This window comes from Klebsiella sp. RCJ4 (assembly GCF_009025755.1).
Lineage (GTDB): Bacteria > Pseudomonadota > Gammaproteobacteria > Enterobacterales > Enterobacteriaceae > Klebsiella > Klebsiella michiganensis.
The window spans coordinates 245,604-265,302 of the sequence record NZ_WCIN01000004.1 but is presented as its reverse complement, the minus strand read 5'-3'; the positions used below and the strand labels follow the sequence as shown (position 1 = coordinate 265,302).

Genomic DNA, 19,699 nt, shown 5'->3' with positions numbered 1-19,699 from the left:
ATCTGTCCGCTAAAAGGCAGAAATTGTTAAGCGTTCAGCGTGCCGGCAATCGCCTGACGCGCGCCAAAAGCGGCGAGCTGATGCCATGCGGCGGTGATATGAGCGACAAACTGCGGGTTCTGCGGCAGGTCGCGGCCAAAGATCTCTTCCAGCGTAAGCAGGGCCGCCACGCGCTGGTGTTCATCGCTGGCAGCAACCCGTTTCTGCATCTTATCGGCCAGCGGATCGCGAATATCAATCGCATTTCCGGCATCGTCAATACCGCTGACGTAGCGCATCCAGCCGGCCACGCCGAGCGCCAGCAGCGGCCAGCGGCTGCCCCGAGCGAGATGGACGCGAATACCCTCAAGCATACGTTGCGGCAGCTTCTGGCTACCGTCCATGGCGATTTGCCAGGTGCGATGCTTCAGCGCCGGGTTGCTGAAGCGCTCGATCAGGCTGTCAGCGTACGCCGTCAGGTCAACGCCCTGAATGGATAAGGTCGGCGCCTGTTCGTCAAGCATCAGGCGGTAGGCGGCGCTGCGGAAAATCGGATCCTGCATGCAGTCGCTAATGTGCGCATGGCCAGCCAGATAGCCAAGCCAGGCGAGAAACGAGTGGCTACCGTTGAGCATCCGTAGCTTCATTTGTTCCCACGGTAAAACGTCATCGGTCATCTGGACGCCCGCGGTTTCCCAGTCCGGGCGACCGGCAACAAAGTTATCTTCAATGACCCACTGGATAAAGGGTTCGCAGCTGATTGCGCAGGGGTCTTCCACGCCTAGCGTCGCGCTAATTTCTGCCAGCGACTCATCGGTGGCGGCGGGCACGATGCGGTCAACCATGGTACCGGGAAAGCTGACGTGTTCGGCAATCCACTGCGCCAGCTCGGGGGCCCGTTTTTCGGCCATTCCCAGCACGGCGTTTTTTACCACATGTCCATTATCGGGAATATTATCGCAGGAGAGGACGGTAAACGGCGGTAGCCCCCGCTGTCGGCGGCGCGCCAGCGCTTCCACCAGAATGCCGGGAACCGATTGCGGCAGCGTCGGATTTTGCAGATCGTGAATAATGCGCGGCTGCGTCATATCCAGCTGGCCGCTGGCCGGATCGATGCAGTAGCCCTTCTCGGTGATGGTCAGAGAGACAATGGCGACCTGCGGTTCGCAAAATTTCTCAATAATGGCGGCCAGCGAATCCAGTTTCGCATTCAGACACTCATGAACGGCGCCGACAACAATCGGCTGATTGCCCTCGGCGCCTTTTTCCAGCACGGTAAACAGGTGGTCCTGCTGGCGAAGCTGGCTCATCAGCCGATCGCCGCTGAACAGGCTAATCTCACAAATCCCCCAGTCTCCGCCGCCGGCGTTGAGCACCCGATCGGTGAGAAGGGCCTGGTGCGCGCGATGAAACGCGCCAAAACCGAAATGCACAATACGCGAACGCAGCTGACTGCGATCGTATCGAGGAAGCTGTACGCCTTCCGGCAGCGTGACTGTCGCAATGGTTGTCATTCTTAACACACCTGATTAACCAATAATTAACATAGCCAGTGTAAAGATATATGACAACAAATTAAATTGGTGAGCCTTATTTATCCGCTTAATGTGAGCTTGATCATGCAATTCTGTCGCGGTAAACGGTCAGGTCGCAAAGTATGCGGAGAGAGCCGGTGAGATTAGTAGTAACCTCGCCATTATTGGTATAACAGCTTTTGGCGGAGGGGGAGATTGCGGATAAGGGGCTAATAAAAAGGACAGCCGCTGGCTGCCCTCCTGGATATTGCAAACGCGGAGTTTAGTCCGCGCGGCCCATGTAGCGGCTCTCTTCGATATGGATGCGGATACGCTCTCCCGCGCTCAGGTATTCAGGCACCTGAACAACAAGGCCGGTGCTCAGCGTCGCCGGTTTGTTACGCGCGCTTGCGGATGCGCCTTTGATACCCGGCGCCGTCTCAACGATTTCGAGATCCACGGTCTGCGGCAGTTCCAGCGCCAGCAGCTGGCCGTCCCAGGTCAGAACCTGCATATCCGGCATGCCGCCTTCCGGCATAAACAGCAGCTCTTCTTCGATCTGCTCTTTGGTGAAGATATACGGGGTGTAATCTTCTTTATCCATAAAGACGTATTCGTTGCCATCGATATAGGAGAAGTCAACGAAGCGGCGGGTCAGGGTGACGGTATCGACGATGTCGTCGCCTTTGAAGCGTTCTTCCACTTTCAGGCCGGTGCGTACATCGGAGAAACGCATTTTGTACAGCGTCGCTGCGCCGCGGGCGCTGGGTGACTGAATATCAATATTTTTAACAATCAGCAGTTTGCCGTTGTAATTCAGCACCATACCTTTTTTAATTTCATTCGCTCTTGGCATTGCGGTAATCCTGTCACTTAAAGGGTCGAAAATATCGCGTAAAACTACTCGCGCCGGGCCTTTCAGGCAAGTGGAATTCGTCGGTTTTGCTATCTTCAGGTAAAACGTTTAGGCTGGGCTGCTAAAAGCGTTATCGGAAGAGTCGATTATGGAATGCCGCCCTGAATGCGGAGCTTGCTGTATCGCTCCTTCTATCTCCAGCCCTATCCCGGGCATGCCGCAAGGCAAGCCGGCAAACACCCGCTGCGTGCAGCTATCGCAAAATAATCTCTGCGCTATTTTTGGCTCGCCGTTAAGGCCGAAAGTGTGCGCCAGCCTGAAGCCGGAAGCGGAAATGTGCGCCACCAATCGCGAAGACGCCATGACCTGGCTGCTTCATCTTGAGCTGAGCACTTCGTGACGGTGCAAGCCCGCGCGGATACCCTTAAACGTCTTTAATACGCCACAGACAGGCCTGAGTGACGACCCCCATCACCAGCGCAATCCAGAATACGGCGTGATAGCTCCAGACTTCCGCAACGACTCCCGCCAGCGAACCGGCGATAATCCAGCCAACGCGCGTGGTATTGGTATAAAGCGTGGTGGCCGCGCCCGCCTGTCCGGGCATCAGATCCTGAAAATAGAGCATGCCGATACCGGCCAGGATACCGATAAAAATGGCGTTCAGCGCCTGCAGGGCCAGCAGTAGTCCAGGGGTATGGACGGTTAGCATGCCAACGTAAAACAGCACGCCGGCCACCGCTGAGATGCGCATCAGGAAACGCTTGCCGAAGCGTTTGGCGTAGTAGCCCGCAATCAGCATGGTCGGGATTTCCAGCCCGGCGGCGGTGCCCATCATGACCCCGGCCAGCTTCTCCGGTAAATGCAGCTCATTGATGATAAACAGCGGCATATTAATGATGTACAGGCTGTTGATTCCCCACATCAGCGTACAGATGATAAACAGCAGCAGCGCGTCGCGGCGGTTGGTGCGCGGCGCTTCAAGATGGCCCGTAGCGATCTTCGGCTCTTTACGCATGCTGGGAAGAAAAAACCAGACCATCGCGCCGCAGACCACAAAGGCAACTGCCGCGCTGAGATACATCACCGTAAAGCCAAAACCCATGGCCAGCGCGTAGGCCAGCGGCGGTCCGATAACCCATGCCAGCGATACCTGAGCGCGCAGAATCGAGCTAAACATGACCGCCTCGCGGCCCGTTTTGTCCGCATGCTCGCGGGCGAGGGCAAACATCTGCGGGTTGGCGGTGGAGCCGAAGCTGCTGAGAAATACCCCGATGAACAGCAAAATAAAGTAGTTACGGTTCCAGGCGAAGAGCACGCAGGCCAGCACGCCCATCAGGCAGCAGAAGACAATCAGCCGCTTGCGGTCGCCTTTGCGATCCGAACGCCCGGCGAGGAACTGGCTCACCAGAATGCCGATCACCGCGCTACCGGTAAAAAAGAAGCCGACCATCGCCGGCCGTACGTGAACCTCGTTTGTCAGAAACAGGCTCAGCGTTGGCGTCTGGAGTGCCCCGGCGATACCCGTCAGGAAGGCGACGATCAGAAAGGCGGAAGAGGTGAAATCAAACCCGCGTCGTGGCAGGGCGGCGCTACTGTTTTGCATGTCGGCGTTCATCGGTTTTCAGGAGTCGCGGAGTTTACGCCGTCACTCAGAAAATGAACAGTACCAGGGCACGAATAAATCAAAAAGATGTTTCAAAATCAAACTTCAGCAGAAAGCTGAAGTTTTTCCGGCCTCGACGCTCCCGCTTCAGCAAAAGTGTGCTGTATCTCTAACTTCTGTTATCAGAAAACGAACTTTTCTTGCCTGGCGGCTAATAAAGGTACAGACTTCTTGAAACGTTTCAGCGTCATCGGGAGATTCTCCGGCAGGTAGATGACGCATTTTTTCTCAAAGTAGCTGAAACGATTCAATTCAGCAGGAGAGGAGAACCATGTTCCAGTTATCTGTGCAGGATATTCATCCCGGTCAGCAGGCCGGTAATAAAGAAGAGGCTATTCGTCAGGTTGCCTCCGCGCTGGTCAGCGCGGGCAACGTGGCAGACGGCTACATCAACGGGATGCTGGCTCGCGAGCAGCAAACCTCCACTTTCCTTGGCAACGGTATTGCGATTCCGCACGGTACCACCGACACCCGCGATCAGGTACTGAAAACCGGCGTTCAGGTGTATCAGTTCCCGCAGGGCGTGACCTGGGGCGAAGGGCAAACCGCCTACGTCGCCATCGGTATCGCCGCCAGCTCGGATGAACACCTGGGGCTGCTGCGTCAGCTGACCCACGTGCTGAGCGACGACTCCGTTGCTGAACAACTTAAGTCCGCGACGACCGCTGAAGAGCTGCGCGCCCTGTTGATGGGTGAAAAGCAGAGCGAAGCGCTGAAGCTGGATAACGAGACGCTGACCCTGGACGTTGTCGCCAGCGACCTGCTGACCCTGCAGGCGCTGAATGCCGCTCGGCTGAAAGAAGCCGGCGCGGTCGATGCTTCCTTTGTTAGCCGTACGATTAATGATAAACCGCTGAACCTCGGTCAGGGCATCTGGCTGAACGACAGCACCGAAGGCAACCTGCGCAGCGCCGTTGCCGTCAGCCGCGCGGCCAGCGCCTTTACCAGCGATGAGCAGCCGGTTTCTCTACTGATCACCGTCGCGATGGCCGATGACCAGCCGACCGCCGTGCTTAATCGCCTGAGCAATTTGCTGCTCGACAAAAAAGCTGACCGTTTGCTGAAGGCTGATGGCGCCACGCTGCTGGCGCTGCTGACCAGCGACGACGCGATTGCGGAAGATGTTCTCAGCGCGGAATACGTTATCCGCAACGAGCACGGGCTGCACGCGCGTCCCGGCACGATGCTGGTTAATACTATTAAACAATTCTCCAGCGACATTACCGTCACCAACCTTGATGGTTCGGGCAAGCCGGCCAACGGCCGCAGCCTGATGAAGGTCGTGGCGCTGGGCGTGAAAAAAGGTCACCGCTTGCGCTTTACCGCGCAGGGTGAAGATGCGCAGCAGGCGCTGGATGCGATTGGCGAAGCGATCGCCGCAGGCCTTGGGGAGGGCGCATAAATGAGCAGACGTGTCGCAACGATTACTTTAAACCCGGCCTATGACCTGGTGGGTTTTACCCCGGAAATTGAACGCGGTGAGGTTAACCTTGTTCGCACCACCGGTTTGCACGCCGCAGGGAAGGGGATCAACGTTGCAAAAGTGCTGAAAGATCTCGGTATCGACGTCACCGTTGGCGGTTTCCTCGGTAAAGACAATCAGGATGGTTTTCAGCAGCTGTTCAGCGAGCTGGGCATTGCTAACCGTTTTCAGGTTGTTCAGGGCCGTACCCGTATCAACGTCAAGCTGACGGAGAAAGACGGCGAAGTCACCGATTTCAACTTCTCCGGCTTTGAAGTCACGCCGGGCGACTGGGAGCGTTTTGTTAACGATTCCCTGAGCTGGCTGGGCCAGTTCGATATGGTTTGCGTGAGCGGTAGCCTGCCGTCTGGCGTCAGCCCGGAAGCGTTCACTGACTGGATGACCCGTCTGCGTAGCCAGTGCCCGTGCATCATTTTTGACAGCAGCCGCGAAGCGCTGGTTGCCGGTCTGAAAGCGGCGCCGTGGCTGGTTAAACCTAACCGCCGCGAGCTGGAAATCTGGGCGGGCCGCAAGCTGCCTGAAATGAAAGATGTGATTGAAGCCGCTCATGCGCTGCGTGAGCAGGGAATTGCCCACGTGGTTATCTCCCTTGGCGAAGAAGGCGCTCTGTGGGTTAACGCATCCGGTGAGTGGATTGCCAAGCCGCCTTCCGTTGAAGTGGTAAGCACCGTTGGCGCCGGTGACTCCATGGTTGGCGGCCTGATTTATGGCCTGTTGATGCGTGAGTCCAGCGAACATACGCTGCGCCTGGCAACGGCAGTTGCCGCGCTGGCGGTGAGTCAGAGCAATGTCGGTATTACCGATCGTACCCAGTTGGCCGCAATGATGGCGCGCGTCGACTTACAACCCTTTAATTAACAGCAGGAGAGGCATAATGAAAACGCTGCTGATTATTGATGCCGGGCTTGGACAGGCTCGCGCCTATATGGCGAAGACCCTGTTAAGCACTGCGGCGCAAAAAGCGCAACTCGAACTGATTGATAACCCGAACGACGCTGAGCTGGCGATTGTGCTGGGCACGGCGCTGCCGGCCGACAGCGCGCTGAACGGCAAAAAGGTCTATCTCGGCGATATTAACCGCGCCGTAGCGCACCCGGAGCTGTTCCTCGGTGAGGCCAAAAGCCATGCAACGCCTTACAGTGCCCCGGCCGCTGCCGCTGTACCTGCAGCGACCAACGGTCCGAAACGCATCGTGGCGGTCACCGCCTGTCCGACCGGGGTGGCGCACACCTTTATGGCGGCGGAAGCGATTGAAACCGAAGCCAAAAAACGCGGCTGGTGGGTGAAAGTTGAAACGCGCGGCTCCGTGGGCGCGGGCAATGCAATCACCCCGGAAGAAGTTGAACAGGCGGATCTGGTAGTGGTGGCTGCCGATATCGAAGTGGATCTGGCGAAATTTGCCGGTAAGCCGATGTATCGCACCACCACCGGTCTGGCGCTGAAGAAAACCGCTCAGGAGCTGGATAAAGCCGTTGTTGAAGCGAAACCGTATCAGCCTGCGGGTAAATCCCAGGCCGCGGCGGAAGGCAAAAAAGAGTCCGCTGGCGCCTATCGCCACCTGCTGACCGGCGTGTCGTACATGCTGCCGATGGTAGTGGCGGGCGGTCTGTGTATCGCGCTTTCCTTCGCTTTTGGTATTAAAGCCTTTGAAGTGAAAGACACCCTGGCCGCCGCGCTGATGCAAATCGGTGGGGGCTCAGCCTTCGCGCTGATGGTGCCGGTACTGGCGGGCTTTATCGCCTTCTCCATCGCTGACCGTCCGGGCCTGACGCCGGGTCTTATCGGCGGTATGCTGGCGGTAAGCACCGGGTCCGGCTTTATCGGCGGTATCATCGCTGGTTTCCTTGCCGGTTACGTGGCGAAAGCGATCAGTACGAAGCTGAAACTGCCGCAAAGTATGGAGGCGCTGAAGCCAATCCTGATCATTCCACTGGTTTCCAGCCTGATCGTAGGTCTGGCGATGATTTACCTGATTGGTAAACCCGTTGCCGGGATCCTCGAAGCGTTGACCCACTGGCTGCAAACCATGGGCACGGCAAACGCGGTTCTGCTCGGTGCGATCCTCGGCGGTATGATGTGTACCGACATGGGCGGTCCGGTGAACAAAGCGGCCTACGCCTTTGGTGTTGGCTTGCTGTCCACCCAAACTTATGCGCCGATGGCGGCCATTATGGCGGCGGGTATGGTTCCACCGCTGGCGCTGGGTCTGGCGACGCTGGTTGCGCGTAACAAGTTCGACAAAGCGCAGCAGGAAGGCGGTAAAGCCGCACTGGTTCTCGGCCTGTGCTTTATCACCGAAGGCGCGATTCCGTTCGCTGCTCGCGACCCGATGCGCGTCCTGCCCTGCTGTATCGTTGGCGGCGCGGTCACCGGCGCGATGTCCATGGCGGTCGGTGCTAAGCTGATGGCGCCGCACGGCGGTCTGTTCGTCCTGCTGATTCCTGGCGCGATTACGCCGGTACTCGGTTATTTGATGGCGATTGTCGTCGGTACGCTGGTCGCAGGGCTCTCCTACGCGGTGCTGAAACGTCCTGAAGTTCAGGTAGTCGAAAAAGCAGCCTGATCGACCTACTAAATCGTTCTCAAGGGCAGAGTCTTCTCTGCCCTTTTTTTATGCCTCATCTCCTCCCGCTCATCCTGCCGTATGTGCTCTCCTTCGCATTTTTAAACTGTTTAAAAACCATACGGGGCATTTTTTGTGATTTTGTTCATGTTCATATGAAATCCCTCTTGCTGACCTCTTTACTTTAAAAACATTGCGCTTAACATAAACACATGTTCACATTCAAACATGTGTTTATTGAGGGGTGATGAATGGGCGTATGATTATTTATTGATATTCAATAATTCCACTGCCATAGCATTTTTTATGCTGGAGGGTATTTTTATGCCTGAAAATGATTACGTTGTAATTATTGGATCGGCAAATATGGATGTTGCTGGTTATTCCAATGTATCGTTGAACTATGCGGATTCTAACCCCGGGAAAATAAAATATACTCCCGGCGGCGTAGGGCGAAACATTGCGCAAAACATTGCCTTGTTAAATAAAACAGCGTGGCTATTATCGGTTGTCGGTGACGATTTTTATGGCCACTCTCTATTAAAACAAACGGCACAGTCCGGGGTTCACGTCGATAAATGTCAGGTTATCCAGGGGGAAGGTACTTCAAGCTATTTATCGCTGCTTGATAATACCGGTGAAATGCTGGTGGCGATTAATGATATGAGCATCACTGAACATATTACGCCAGCGTTTTTAAGACAGCATCATGATTTTATCCGCAACGCTGCGGTGATTGTCGTTGATTGCAATATCAGCGAGGCCGCTCTCGCCTGGCTGATGGAGAATTGCGGCGCAACGCCCGTTTTTGTCGATCCGGTTTCAGCCTGGAAGTGCGTGAAAATCAGACAGCATCTGGGGCGTATTCACACCCTGAAACCGAACCGAATTGAAGCTGAAACGCTGAGCGGCATCGCGCTGTTCGGCACGGATGACGTCGCGAGCGTTGCCGACTGGTTTCATCAGCGTGGCCTGAAGCGCCTGGTGCTGAGCATGGGCGGCGACGGGGTTTACTACAGTGAGAAAGAGGGCGAACGCGGCTGGTCAGCGCCGCTGAAAACGCAGGTCGTTAACGTCACCGGCGCCGGTGACGCCATGATGGCTGGCCTTGCCTGCTGCTGGCTCGACGGCTGTTCATTTTCGCAAGCGGTGAAGTTTGCTCAGGGATGCTCTTCTCTGGCGCTCTCATCGGAATTCACCAATAACCCTGAATTATCTTACGCCAACGTAAAAAAGGTAGTGGAGAAAGAATATGTCTGAATTAAATATTTCCTCTGAATTATTACAGGTTTCTGCGGAAGTTCAGCAGGCGTTGAAAAATAATCAGCCAGTAGTGGCGCTGGAATCGACCATTATTTCTCACGGCATGCCATTTCCGGAAAATGCGCAAACGGCGCTGGAAGTAGAAGAAACCATTCGTCGCCAGGGGGCGGTGCCGGCAACCATTGCGATTATTCATGGCGTCATGAAAGTTGGCTTAAGCCGTGAAGAAATTGAACTGCTGGGCCGCGAAGGGCATAACGTCGCCAAAGTCAGTCGTCGTGATTTACCCTTTGTTGTCGCCGCGGGATTAAATGGCGCGACCACCGTGGCGTCCACCATGATTATTGCCGCAATGGCCGGAATTAAAGTCTTCGCCACCGGCGGAATTGGCGGTGTACATCGCGGAGCCGAGCACACGTTTGATATTTCCGCCGATTTGCAGGAGCTGGCAAATACCAACGTCACCGTCGTCTGCGCCGGTGCAAAATCTATTCTCGATCTCGGTTTAACGACCGAATATTTAGAAACGTTTGGCGTTCCGCTTATTGGTTATCAAACCTCTGCGCTGCCGGCATTCTTCTGCCGAACCAGCCCGTTTGACGTCAGCATTCGCCTCAATAGCGCCAAAGAGATCGCCAAAGCGATGGCGGTGAAATGGCAGTCGGGTTTGAATGGCGGCATGGTGGTGGCGAACCCCATTCCTGAAGCGTTCGCGATGCCGGAAGAGAAAATCAACGCCGCCATCAACCGGGCGGTGAAGGAGGCGGAAGAGCAGGGCGTGGTGGGGAAAGCGAGTACGCCGTTCCTGCTGGCCCGCGTTGCGGAGCTGACCGGCGGAGACAGCCTGAAATCCAATATTCAGCTGGTCTTCAACAACGCCATTCTGGCCTGCGAGATTGCCAAAGAGTATCAGCAGGTAGCCTGACGGCAGTTGCGGGCCGTTTGCGGTTGCCCGCCCCGATATCAACGATACCGAAAGCCTGGCCCACGCCGGGTTTTCCACCAGGTAAGGATATCATTATGGACATCATGAGAAGTCTTCTGGGGATGGTGGTGTTGCTGGCCATTGCCTTTGCGCTGTCAGTCAATAAAAAACGCATCAGCGTCAGAACGGTAGGGGCGGCGCTGCTGCTGCAAATCGTCATTGGCGGGGTGATGCTCTACTTTCCGCCGGGCAAGTGGCTGGTCGAGCAGGCCGCGCTTGGGGTACATAAAGTCATGTCCTATAGCGACGCCGGAAGCGCGTTTATTTTTGGTTCACTGGTCGGCCCGAAGATGGACGTGCTGTTTGACGGCGCCGGCTTTATCTTCGCCTTCCGCGTGCTGCCCGCCATCATTTTTGTCACCGCGCTGATAAGCCTGCTTTACTACCTCGGCGTGATGGGGCTGCTGATCCGGATTCTCGGCGGCATCTTCCAGAAGGCGCTGAATATCAGCAAAATTGAGTCTTTTGTCGCCGTGACCACCATTTTTCTTGGGCAAAATGAGATCCCGGCGATCGTCAAACCGTTTATCAACAAGCTCAACCGCAATGAGCTGTTTACCGCGATTTGCAGCGGGATGGCGTCGATCGCCGGGTCGATGATGATCGGCTATGCCGGTATGGGCGTGCCGATTGATTATCTGCTGGCCGCTTCGCTTATGGCTATCCCCGGCGGGATTCTGTTTGCCCGTATGCTGAGTCCGGCAACCGAAGCATCCCAGGTCACTTTCGACAATCTCTCCTTCACCGAGACGCCGCCGAAAAGCGTTATCGAGGCGGCGGCGTCAGGGGCGATGACCGGCCTGAAAATTGCCGCCGGGGTGGCAACGGTAGTGATGGCGTTTGTGGCGATTATTGCTCTGCTGAACGGTATTATCGGCGGCATTGGCGGCTGGTTTGGCTACGGTCACGCCACGCTGGAGGGAATTTTCGGCTTCCTGCTCGCGCCGCTGGCATGGATAATGGGCGTTGACTGGAGCGATGCGACGCTGGCGGGCAGCCTGATTGGCCAAAAGCTGGCGATAAACGAATTCGTCGCCTACCTCAACTTTTCTCCCTATCTGCAAGCCGGCGGCAATCTGGACGTGAAAACCGTTGCGATCATCTCGTTCGCGCTGTGCGGTTTCGCCAACTTTGGCTCGATCGGCGTGGTTGTCGGGGCGTTTTCGGCCATTTCACCGCAGCGCGCGCCGGAGATTGCCCAGCTTGGGCTGCGCGCCCTGGCGGCGGCCACGCTCTCTAACCTGATGAGCGCCACCATTGCCGGGTTCTTTATTGGCCTGGCATAACAGGCTGCGCGCACCGCGCCTGCGGTGCGCGCTACGCCACGCCGGGAAGTAAATTGAGCGCGTTATCAACGGACAACGAGGGGTTGTTGATACCGTCGCTGGCGCGGGTGATGGCGGTGCAGGCCATGGCGAAAGCGACGCTCTCTTTAAAGTCGCTACCGTCGAGATAGCTATAAAGTAGCCCTGCCATTAGCGCATCGTCGGCGCCGAAGCTGTCTATCGTCGTATGGTCCGGCAGACTCATCCGGAAGCGTTCACCCCCTGCTTCGCTACAGAAAACAGCGTCGTCTTCCGAGCAAATCACCACCCGCTGAGTTCCCCTTTCGTGCAGCCATGCTAGCGCCCGATCGCGATCCGCGTCGTTTTCGATAGCCTGTCCCCAGAGGATCTGGAGTTCGCGCAGCGTGGGTTTGAGGGTGTGGATCTTCCCCAGCCATGGGCGAATGCGGTGCGCTTTAAACTCGGACACGGTATCAACAAATACCGGAATGCCGTTAGCCAGGGTAAATACCCACTCCAGCGACTGCTCCGTCAAATTACAATCGACCAGAACGACGCCGGCATGCGTCAGCAGATCCCGGTACTGATTCAGCAGCTGGGGCGTGAGCGACTGTAAAATATGCGTATCGTTAATCGCCAGCACCGTCTCTTCCTGGGGGTTAGCGATGGAGAGGTAGGTGGCGGTGTTATGGCCGTGCAGGCGGATACAGCTTTGCACGTTAACGCCCGCCTGGCGGGTTTGCTCCAGCAGCGTTTCGCCGTAAAAGTCGCTGCCGACGGCGGAAATCAAATGCACATCGCGGCCCAGCAGCGCCAGGTTATGCGCGATGTTCCGCGCCACGCCGCCGGCGGAGCACTGGATATTCCCCGGGTTGGAGACCGGTTGAGGATAATGAATATCGGCAATTCCGCGGATATCCATATTCACCGCGCCCAGCGAGACGCAGTACTCCTGCTCGGTAAGGATGTAGCCTTTGCCCTTGATGGCCCCCTTACGCGTGAGGTCCATAATGTGCGCGGCCACGCGGGAGCGGCTAATCTGCAGAATATCGGCAATCTCATGCTGCTGAATTAGCGGATTGCGCCGCAAAATTTTGAGGATCTGCTTTTCCCTGTCGTTCATATCAGACCGTGGCCTCTTCCGTTTGCTGCGCCCGCAGCCAGGCGATCTCTTCCGCCCAGATATCAGGATTGATCGTTTCCAGAATCAGCGGGATACCGTCAAAGCGGCGGTCCTGCATAATCCAGCGGAAAGCATCATGGCCAATATTGCCTTCACCCAGGCTGTGGTGACGGTCAACGCGGCTGGCGAACGCGCTTTTCGCATCGTTCAGGTGCATACCGCGCAGATACTGGAAACCCACAATTCGGTCGAAATCAGCGAAGGTTTTTTCGCACTCTTCGGCGCTGCGCAGGTCGTAGCCGGCGGCGAAGGCGTGACAGGTATCAATGCACACGCCGACGCGTGATTTATCTTCCACACCGTCGATGATGGCCGCCAGATGCTCAAACTTAAAGCCCAGGTTACTGCCCTGGCCGGCGGTGTTTTCAATGACCGCCGTGACGCCTTCGGTTTTTGCCAGCGCGATATTGATCGATTCGGCGATACGCGCCAGACATTCGTCTTCCGGGATTTGCTGCAGATGGCTACCCGGATGGAAATTCAGCAGCGTCAGGCCGAGCTGCTGGCAGCGGGAGAGTTCATCAATAAAGGCATCGCGGGATTTTTCCAGCGCGTCCTCAACCGGATGACCGAGGTTTATCAGATAGCTGTCGTGCGGCAGAATTTGCCCCGGGCCGAACTGGTACTTTTCGCAGGCGGCTTTAAATTCAGCAATGGTTTCGTCGCTCAGAGGGGCGGCGCGCCACTGGCGCTGGTTTTTGGTAAAGAGGGCAAATGCGGTCGCGCCGATTTCGGCTGCGCGAATGGCGGCGTTGGCTACACCGCCGGAGGCGCTGACGTGCGCTCCAATATATTTCATAAAAAAACTCCAGTTAAGCCGCTGGGGGGAGGGTAATGATAGCGGCTTAGCCGGAGAGTTACATCATCCTTAATACAACCTGAGTAGCGAGGGGCTTCAGGCCATCAGGCTATGAATGGCCAGATTAATCGCGCCGCCGCCGACAATCAGCCAGACGAAGAGCATCAGCGCCATCAGCAGCGGTTTGGCGCCGGCTTTTTTCAGCGCGCTGACGTGGGTGGTCAGGCCGAGGGCGGCCATCGCCATCGCCAGCAGTACGGTATCCAGGGTCACCAGCATATCAACTACCGCTTTCGGCAGCAGGTGGAAGGAGTTAAACACCGCCACCAGAATAAACAGGATCGCAAACCACGGAATGGTGATTTTACTTTTCTCACCGCCGTTTGCCGGGGCTAATTGCTTCACGCGCGCGGCGAGGAACAGCAGGAACGGAGCCAGCATCATCACGCGCAGCATTTTTGCAATCACCGCCGCGTTTTCCGCGTCCGGACCCACCGCGTGGCCTGCCGCGACAACCTGAGCAACCTCATGCATCGTCGAACCCATATAAATGCCGTAGGCTTCCGGCGTGAACCAGTGCGCCAGGAAGGGATAAATCGCCGGGTACAGGAAGATGGCAATGGTACCGAAAATCACCACCGTGGCGACGGCGACCGTGACTTTGCTGGCCTCCGCTTTGACGACCGGTTCCGTCGCCAGTACCGCTGCCGCACCGCAGATGCTGCTGCCGGCGCCAATCAGCCAGCTGGTATGTTTATCGAGGCCGAAAACCTTTTGCCCAAGAAAACAGGCGATCAAAAAGGTGCTGGAAAGCGTCAGAACGTCAATCACGATACCGCCGACGCCGACGTCGGCAATCTGGGCGAACGTCAGGCGAAAGCCGTATAAGATGATGCCGAGACGCAGCAGGTGCTGCTTCGCAAAAATCACGCCGCCGTCGCAGGGCTGCCAGATTTTCGGGTAAACCGTGTTACCGATGACCATGCCGAATAAAATGGCCAGCGTGAGGGCGCTGAAGCCCGCGCCGGCGATAGCCGGAAAGCTACCGGCCCACAGCGCTGCGCCGGTGAGCAGGGCGGTGAGCGCCAGTCCAGGTGCAAAGTGCCGCAATGGGCGATGTTTAGTCGGTAAAGTGAGTGCTGTCATAACCTTCTCCTTTGTCTGGGAAAAGCATACGACTCGCTGGTTTAAATATAAAATTGATTATATATTTATAATTAATCGAAATAAGTGGTAAAAACGCGGTTTCGCGGTTTGAGAACGATGGGCCTCAGCCTCACGCCGCGGATCGCGAGTCGTCTATAAAGGCAGGAAAAAATATGCATATCACGCTACGTCAGCTGGAAGTTTTTGCTGAAGTTTTAAAAAGCGGATCGACCACTCAGGCGTCGCAAATGCTGGCGCTTTCCCAGTCGGCGGTTAGCGCGGCGCTGACCGAACTGGAAGGGCAACTGGGGGTGCAGCTCTTTGACCGCGTAGGGAAAAGGCTGGTGGTCAACGAGCACGGCAGGCTGCTTTATCCGCGGGCGCTGGCGCTGCTGGAGCGGGCGCTGGAGATAGAGCAGCTGTTTCGCGGCGACAACGGCGCGATCCGCGTCTACGCCAGCAGCACCATCGGCAACTATATTCTGCCGGAAATCATTGCGCGCTATCGACGGGATCTGCCGGATTTACCGCTGGAGCTGAGCGTGGGCAATAGCCAGGACGTGATCAATGCGGTGGCCGATCTGCGCGTGGATATCGGGCTGATTGAAGGTCCCTGTCACGCCGCGGATATTATCGCCGAACCCTGGCTGGAAGATGAGCTGGTGGTCTTTGCCGCGCCGGATTCGCCGCTGCTGGCAGGGGAGGTGACGCTGCAACGGCTGGCGGAAGCGCCGTGGATTTTACGCGAGCACGGCTCCGGGACCCGGGAGATCGTCGACTATTTATTACTCTCGCATTTACCGGCGTTTCATCTTGGGATGGAGCTGGGCAACTCGGAAGCCATCAAGCACGCGGTGCGCCACGGTCTGGGCATTAGCTGCCTGTCGCGACGCGTGGTGGCGGAGCAGCTTGAAGTTGGATCGCTGGTGGAGCTGACGATTCCGCTGCCGCGCTTAACCCGCACCTTGTGGCGCATTCATCACCGGCAGAAGCATATTTCCAAGGCATTACAGCGATTTCTGCATTATTGCGACGTGTAAAAGCGGACGCCACGCGCGCTGGCGTTTTCGGGATTTCATGCTTTACTAATAATCCATGCTCGATCATGAAGCTCTCTTATAACTTTGCAATTGTATCGGATGGATCACAGACACTCTGCTACAATCTCGCCTCGTTTTTTGGATGGATAGCATTTTCACATGGTTTCGGATACTAAAACCACAGAAGCGCCCGGTTTACGTCGTGAACTGAAGGCGCGCCACTTGACCATGATCGCGATTGGCGGTTCCATAGGTACAGGTCTTTTTGTTGCCTCTGGCGCAACGATTTCTCAGGCGGGCCCGGGTGGGGCGCTGCTCTCTTATATTCTCATCGGCCTGATGGTTTATTTCCTGATGACCAGCCTCGGCGAGCTGGCGGCGTTTATGCCGGTGTCCGGCTCTTTTGCCACCTACGGGCAGAATTACGTTGAGGAAGGCTTTGGCTTCGCGCTGGGCTGGAACTACTGGTACAACTGGGCGGTGACCATCGCCGTTGACCTCGTTGCCGCTCAGCTGGTGATGACCTACTGGTTCCCCGATGCACCCGGCTGGGTCTGGAGCGCGCTGTTCCTCGGCATCATGTTCCTGCTGAACTGGATCTCGGTAAAAGGCTTTGGTGAAGCGGAATACTGGTTCTCGCTGATCAAAGTGGCCACCGTCATCATCTTTATTATTGTCGGCGTGATGATGATCTTTGGCATCTTTAAAGGCGCACAGCCGGCGGGCTGGAGCAACTGGGTTGTCGACGATGCGCCGTTTGCCGGCGGCTTTGCGGCGATGATTGGCGTGGCGATGATTGTCGGCTTCTCGTTCCAGGGAACCGAGCTTATCGGCATCGCGGCCGGCGAGTCGGAAAATCCGGAGAAGAACATTCCGCGCGCCGTGCGGCAGGTGTTCTGGCGTATCCTGCTGTTCTATGTGTTCGCCATCCTGATCATCAGCCTGATTATTCCGTATACCGACCCGAGCCTGCTGCGTAACGACGTGAAAGATATTTCCGTCAGCCCGTTCACGCTGGTCTTCCAGCACGCGGGGCTGCTGTCGGCGGCGGCGATTATGAACGCGGTTATTCTGACGGCGGTACTGTCGGCGGGTAACTCCGGGATGTACGCGTCCACCCGCATGCTCTACACCCTGGCCTGCGATGGCAAAGCGCCGCGTATTTTCTCTAAGCTGTCTAAAGGCGGCGTGCCGCGTAATGCGCTGTATGCCACCACGGTGATTGCAGGGCTGTGCTTCCTGAGCTCGATGTTCGGTAATCAGACCGTTTACCTGTGGCTGCTGAATACCTCCGGCATGACCGGCTTTATCGCCTGGCTGGGGATTGCTATTAGCCACTATCGCTTCCGTCGCGGCTACGTGCTGCAGGGGAACGATCTTAACGATCTGCCGTATCGTTCCGGCTTTTTCCCGCTGGGGCCGATCTTCGCTTTCGTGCTGTGCCTGATCATTACCCTGGGCCAGAATTACGAAGCGTTCCTCAAAGATACCATCGACTGGGGCGGCGTGGCGGCAACCTATATCGGCATTCCGCTGTTCCTGGTGATCTGGTTCGGTTACAAGCTGGCGAAAGGAACGCGTTTTGTGCGCTACAGCGAAATGAAGTTCCCGGAGCGTTTTAAAAGCTAAGGTCAGCTGACGCCGTAAGATAAAACCCTTTCATCGAGAGGGTTTTTTTATGTCTGCGATTCTTACATGTTGATACAGTTATTCATAATTTTATTGATAATTGTAATCATTATCTTTATCATTTCCACCAAATTCAGGATGAAGCCAATCCCCGTATCTTGCAGAGGGTCAGACTGACAAGGGGCGACCAGCCACATCTACTGTAAAAAATTGCGCGCATACGCCGTTAGAGCGCTATGCCGACAGTACCTGTGAGCAGGACCTTTTTTGTTTGTTTTGTTGTACACCTCATGGAGATATGGAATGTTCAGGCTAAACCCTTTTGTCCGGGCCGGATTATGCGCGTCCGTCGTATCCCTGGCGTTTCCGGCGCTCGCCGACGTTAACGAAGAAACGCTGGTCGTCACCGCTGCGGCAACTGAACAGAGCGTCAAAGATGCGCCCGCCAGTATTAGCGTTATCACCCAACAGGATCTGCAGCGTAGACCGGTACAAAACCTGAAGGATGTACTGCGGGAAGTGCCGGGCGTGCAGCTCACCAACGAAGGGGATAACCGCAAAGGGGTGAGCATTCGCGGCCTCAGCAGCGGCTATACGCTGATCCTCGTTGACGGCAAACGCGTTAACTCGCGCAACGCCGTTTTCCGCCACAACGATTTTGACCTCAACTGGATCCCGGTTGATGCCATTGAGCGTATCGAAGTGGTGCGCGGGCCGATGTCTTCCCTCTATGGTTCCGACGCCCTCGGCGGCGTGGTCAATATCATCACCAAAAAAGTCGGTCAGCAGTGGACGGGCACCCTCAGCGCGGATACCACCATTCAGGAACACCGCGATCGCGGCGATACGTACAACGGTCAGTTCTTTACCAGCGGCCCGCTGATTGACGGCGTGCTGGGGATGAAAGCCTACGGCAGCCTGGCAAAGCGCGCCAAGGACGATCAGCAGGCTTCCAGCAACGCAGCTGGCGAAACGCCGCGTATTGAAGGCTTCACCAGCCGCGACGGCAACGTCGAATTCGCCTGGACGCCCACCGATAATCAGGACATTACCGCTGGCTACGGGTTCGATCGCCAGGATCGGGATTCCGACTCTCTTGACCGCAACCGCCTCGAGCGCCAGAACTACTCCCTGAGCCACAACGGCCGCTGGGATGTCGGCAATAGCGAGCTGAAATTCTACGGCGAGAAAGTGGATAATAAAAATCCGGGCCAGGCCGGCACGATCACATCTGAGAGTAACTCGGTGGACGGCAAATACGTTCTGCCGCTGGGCATGATCAACCAGCTGCTGACCTTCGGCGGCGAATGGCGTCACGATAAGCTGAAAGATCCGGTCAACCTGAGCAGCGGCGGTAAATCCACTTCCGCCAGCCAGTACGCGCTGTTCCTCGAAGATGAATGGCGGATCATCGAGCCTCTGGCCTTAACGACCGGCATTCGTATGGACGATCACCAGACCTATGGCGATCACTGGAGCCCGCGAGCTTATCTGGTGTATAACGCCACCGATACCGTGACCGTGAAGGGCGGCTGGGCGACAGCATTTAAAGCGCCATCCCTGCTGCAGCTGAACCCGGACTGGACCACCAACTCCTGCCGCGGCTCGTGCAGCATTATCGGTAACCCCGATCTGAAACCGGAAACCAGCGAAAGCTTCGAACTGGGTCTTTACTATCGCGGTGAAGAAGGCTGGCTTGAAGGCGTGGAAGGAAGCGTCACCACCTTCCAGAATAACGTTGACGATATGATCGATATCCTGCGTACTTCCAGCGCCAGCGAAGCGCCGGGCTACCCGAATTTTGTCGGCTGGAAAACCGTGAACGGTAAGCGTGTGCCGGTATTCCGCTACTTCAACGTCAATAAGGCGCGTATCAAAGGGGTAGAAACGGAATTGAAGGTGCCGTTCGGCGACGAATGGAAGCTGACGGTCAACTACACCTACAACGATGGTCGCGACCTGAGTAACGGCGGCGATAAACCGCTGCAAACGCTGCCGTTCCATACCGCTAACGGTACCCTCGACTGGAAACCGCTGGACGACTGGTCCTTCTACGTCACCGCCAACTATACCGGCGAACAGCGTTCGGTCAGCGCGACGGGCAAAACGCCCGGCGGCTACACCATGTTTGATATCGGCGCGGCCTGGAACGTCACCAAAAACGTCAAGCTGCGCTCCGGGGTACTCAACGTGGGCGATAAGGATCTGAGCCGCGACGACTATAGCTATACGGAAGAAGGCCGCCGCTACTTTATGGCCGTCGATTACCGCTTCTAACCGGGCGACAAAAGAGGGCTGGCGGATTTC

Annotated in this window: 16 protein-coding genes; 10 read left to right on the top strand and 6 right to left on the bottom strand. The window is 56.5% G+C overall.

What is annotated here, in order from left to right:
* Window positions 1-26 precede the first annotated feature (26 nt).
* Entirely contained in the window at window positions 27-1,493 is a 1,467-nt protein-coding gene (locus tag F8562_RS02220; protein WP_014839067.1) for a mannitol dehydrogenase family protein, read from the bottom strand.
* A gap of 283 nt (window positions 1,494-1,776) precedes the next feature.
* Window positions 1,777-2,349, bottom strand: a complete 573-nt coding sequence (gene yeiP / locus F8562_RS02215; protein ID WP_004122911.1) for an elongation factor P-like protein YeiP — start codon at window positions 2,347-2,349, stop codon at window positions 1,777-1,779.
* Window positions 2,350-2,497: 148 nt separating this feature from the next.
* Between yeiP and F8562_RS02210 the strand changes: the two genes are divergently transcribed.
* Window positions 2,498-2,749 (top strand): YkgJ family cysteine cluster protein, encoded by a 252-nt coding sequence (locus F8562_RS02210; protein WP_014230170.1) that lies wholly within the window; start codon window positions 2,498-2,500, stop codon window positions 2,747-2,749.
* 24 nt (window positions 2,750-2,773) lie between these two features.
* Here F8562_RS02210 and setB read toward each other — a convergent pair whose 3' ends face one another.
* Window positions 2,774-3,955, bottom strand: coding sequence for a sugar efflux transporter SetB (gene setB / locus F8562_RS02205; protein ID WP_014230169.1), 1,182 nt, complete (start codon window positions 3,953-3,955; stop codon window positions 2,774-2,776).
* A 331-nt stretch (window positions 3,956-4,286) separates the two neighbouring features.
* Between setB and fruB the strand changes: the two genes are divergently transcribed.
* The 6 genes from fruB (at window position 4,287) to F8562_RS02175 (ending at window position 11,595) form a co-directional block, all read left to right on the top strand.
* Window positions 4,287-5,417, top strand: a complete 1,131-nt coding sequence (fruB, locus tag F8562_RS02200) for a fused PTS fructose transporter subunit IIA/HPr protein (protein WP_004852698.1) — start codon at window positions 4,287-4,289, stop codon at window positions 5,415-5,417.
* Entirely contained in the window at window positions 5,418-6,356 is a 939-nt protein-coding gene (fruK, locus tag F8562_RS02195; RefSeq protein WP_004103928.1) for a 1-phosphofructokinase, read from the top strand.
* Window positions 6,357-6,372: 16 nt separating this feature from the next.
* On the top strand, window positions 6,373-8,061 hold the full coding sequence (fruA, locus tag F8562_RS02190) for a PTS fructose transporter subunit IIBC (RefSeq protein ID WP_014230167.1): 1,689 nt from the start codon (window positions 6,373-6,375) through the stop codon (window positions 8,059-8,061).
* 324 nt (window positions 8,062-8,385) lie between these two features.
* The gene (locus tag F8562_RS02185; RefSeq protein ID WP_094909403.1) at window positions 8,386-9,321 is read left to right on the top strand and encodes a pseudouridine kinase; all 936 of its coding nucleotides are present in this window, start codon (window positions 8,386-8,388) and stop codon (window positions 9,319-9,321) included.
* On the top strand, window positions 9,314-10,249 hold the full coding sequence (locus F8562_RS02180; RefSeq protein ID WP_004852691.1) for a pseudouridine-5'-phosphate glycosidase: 936 nt from the start codon (window positions 9,314-9,316) through the stop codon (window positions 10,247-10,249). The genes F8562_RS02185 and F8562_RS02180 overlap by 8 nt, the downstream gene beginning before the upstream one ends.
* A gap of 95 nt (window positions 10,250-10,344) precedes the next feature.
* Complete coding sequence (locus tag F8562_RS02175) at window positions 10,345-11,595, top strand: NupC/NupG family nucleoside CNT transporter (RefSeq protein WP_014230164.1); 1,251 nt, start codon at window positions 10,345-10,347, stop codon at window positions 11,593-11,595.
* Between the two features lie 31 nt (window positions 11,596-11,626).
* Here the strand turns inward: F8562_RS02175 and F8562_RS02170 are convergent, their stop codons facing one another.
* The 3 genes from F8562_RS02170 to F8562_RS02160 form a co-directional block, all read right to left on the bottom strand.
* On the bottom strand, window positions 11,627-12,718 hold the full coding sequence (locus F8562_RS02170) for a sugar kinase (protein ID WP_014839060.1): 1,092 nt from the start codon (window positions 12,716-12,718) through the stop codon (window positions 11,627-11,629).
* Window position 12,719: 1 nt separating this feature from the next.
* Window positions 12,720-13,577, bottom strand: a complete 858-nt coding sequence (gene nfo, locus F8562_RS02165; protein ID WP_014230162.1) for a deoxyribonuclease IV — start codon at window positions 13,575-13,577, stop codon at window positions 12,720-12,722.
* 96 nt (window positions 13,578-13,673) lie between these two features.
* Window positions 13,674-14,723, bottom strand: coding sequence for a YeiH family protein (locus F8562_RS02160; RefSeq protein ID WP_014230161.1), 1,050 nt, complete (start codon window positions 14,721-14,723; stop codon window positions 13,674-13,676).
* A gap of 173 nt (window positions 14,724-14,896) precedes the next feature.
* On the opposite strand from F8562_RS02160, the gene yieE reads away from it, so the two are divergent.
* From yieE to cirA, 3 genes are all read left to right on the top strand, one after another.
* Window positions 14,897-15,763 carry a DNA-binding transcriptional regulator YeiE gene (gene yieE, locus F8562_RS02155; RefSeq protein WP_014839059.1) on the top strand — a complete coding sequence of 289 codons (867 nt, stop codon included), beginning with the start codon at window positions 14,897-14,899 and terminating at the stop codon, window positions 15,761-15,763.
* Between the two features lie 159 nt (window positions 15,764-15,922).
* Window positions 15,923-17,392 carry an amino acid permease gene (locus F8562_RS02150; protein ID WP_004852681.1) on the top strand — a complete coding sequence of 490 codons (1,470 nt, stop codon included), beginning with the start codon at window positions 15,923-15,925 and terminating at the stop codon, window positions 17,390-17,392.
* 303 nt (window positions 17,393-17,695) lie between these two features.
* Window positions 17,696-19,669, top strand: a complete 1,974-nt coding sequence (gene cirA / locus F8562_RS02145) for a catecholate siderophore receptor CirA (RefSeq protein WP_014230158.1) — start codon at window positions 17,696-17,698, stop codon at window positions 19,667-19,669.
* Window positions 19,670-19,699 lie beyond the last annotated feature (30 nt).